The sequence below is a fragment of the Actinomyces denticolens genome (genome assembly GCF_002072185.1).
Lineage (GTDB): Bacteria > Actinomycetota > Actinomycetes > Actinomycetales > Actinomycetaceae > Actinomyces > Actinomyces denticolens.
Genome location: NZ_MVIW01000077.1, coordinates 1 through 1714, shown reverse-complemented (window position 1 = coordinate 1714; position 1714 = coordinate 1). Strand labels below are relative to the sequence as shown.

Annotated in this window: 2 protein-coding genes; both read right to left on the bottom strand. The window is 74.8% G+C overall.

Annotated features, from left to right (window positions below):
• A partial coding sequence (locus B1H55_RS11950) for a signal recognition particle receptor subunit alpha (protein WP_205635528.1) occupies positions 1–467 on the bottom strand: 467 nt, incomplete at its 3' end.
• 33 nt (positions 468–500) lie between these two features.
• A partial coding sequence (locus B1H55_RS11945; RefSeq protein ID WP_240494194.1) for an AAA family ATPase occupies positions 501–1714 on the bottom strand: 1214 nt, incomplete at its 5' end.

The window sequence follows — 1714 nt, the reverse complement described above, 5'->3', positions numbered from 1 at the left end:
GTTCCGAGCACCTTGGCCTGGGTGCGCAGCCCGTCCATGAGCTCCATGGTCACCTCGACGCCCAGGTCGGAGGTGAGAAGGGTGTCCTCGATCTCCTCCCAGTCGGACTCGGACAGGTCGCCGCGCGACAGGACGGACAGGATGGCCTTGCCGAAGCCCCCGGAGCCGGCAAGGCGGGCGCGCAGGCGCTGCATGCGCCCGGGGATGGACTCGGGCCGCTCCAGGGTGGCAACGGCGCCGGGGGCCCCGGCGGGCTCCTCGGCCCCGGGCTCCCCACCCGGGGCCCCTTCCTCCTCCCCCGCGTCCGCGGGGCCGGTGGGAGGCAGGGCCTCCTCTCGCCCCAGGGGCTTATGGGCGCTGACCTCGGGGGGGAGCTCGCCGCGACGGCGGCGGCCGGAGACGAGCCAGAGCCCTCCCACCAGGGCGAGGACGGCAAGGACGGCAATCACGATGAGCATCGGGTCCATGCCCCCATCATGCCCGATGCCCCGTGCCCCGTGTCAGCCCCCGGCGCCCGGGTCGCCGTCGGCGCCCCGGGCCCGCGCGAGGCGCTGGGAGACGGCCTGGGTGACGCCGTCGCGCATGGTGATGCCGTAGAGGGCGTCGGCGACCTCCATGGTGCGCTTCTGGTGGGTGATGATGATGAGCTGGCTGGACTCGCGCAACTCGGTGAAGATCTCCAGCAGGCGCCCCAGGTTCGTGTCATCGAGGGCCGCCTCCACCTCGTCCATCACGTAGAAGGGCGAGGGGCGCGCCTTGAAGATCGCGATGAGCAGGGCCACCGCCGCCAGGGATCGCTCCCCGCCGGAGAGCAGCGAGAGGCGCTTGACCTTCTTGCCCGCCGGCCGCGCCTCGATCTCGATGCCCGTGGTGAGCATGTCGCCCGGGTCGGTGAGCACGAGACGGCCCTCGCCGCCGGGGAAGAGGCGGTCGAACACGGAGGTGAACTCACGGGCCGTGTCCTGAAACGCAGCAGTGAAGACCTCCTGCACCCGCGCGTCGATCTCCTCGACGATCCCCAGCAGGTCCGCGCGCGAGCGCTTGAGATCGGCGAGCTGCTCGGCGAGGAAGCGGTGACGCTGCTGCAGCGCGGCGTGCTCCTCGAAGGCCAGGGGGTTGACCTTGCCCAGGCGGGCGAGGTCGCGCTTGGCCCGGGCGAGGCGCTTCTCCTGCTCGGCGCGCGCGTAGGGCCGCCCGGGGCGGGCCACTGGGGCCGGCGGAGCGCCCTGCTCGTCGGCCCCCTCCCCCGGCTCGGGGGCCACCGGCTCAGAGGCGCTCGGCGGCCCCGACGGGGCCGGCGCCGGCTCGACGTCGTCCTCCTCGATCTCGGGGACGGGCATATGCGGCCCGAACTCCTCCACCAGCGGGTCGAGCTCGAGCCCGAGCTCGGTCAGGGCCCGCTCGGCCAGGGCCTCCAGGCGAGTGCGGTGCTCGGCGCGGGCGATCTCCTCGCGGTAGGCGGCGTCGGTGAGCGCGGCGATCTCCTTGGTGAGGCGATCGATCTCATCGCGGACCTCCCGGGTGGCCTCCAGGGACTCGGCGCGCTCGGCCTCGACGGCGGCCCGCCGCTGCGCCGCCTCGGCCGCCCACTCGCGACCCGCCTCGGCGGCCCGCCGCGCCTCATCGCGCACCCGCTGGGCCACCAGGAGCTGCCGCGCCCGCCGCTCCTGAGCGCGCTCGGCGGCGGCCCGGGACTCGCGCTCACGGCGGGCGG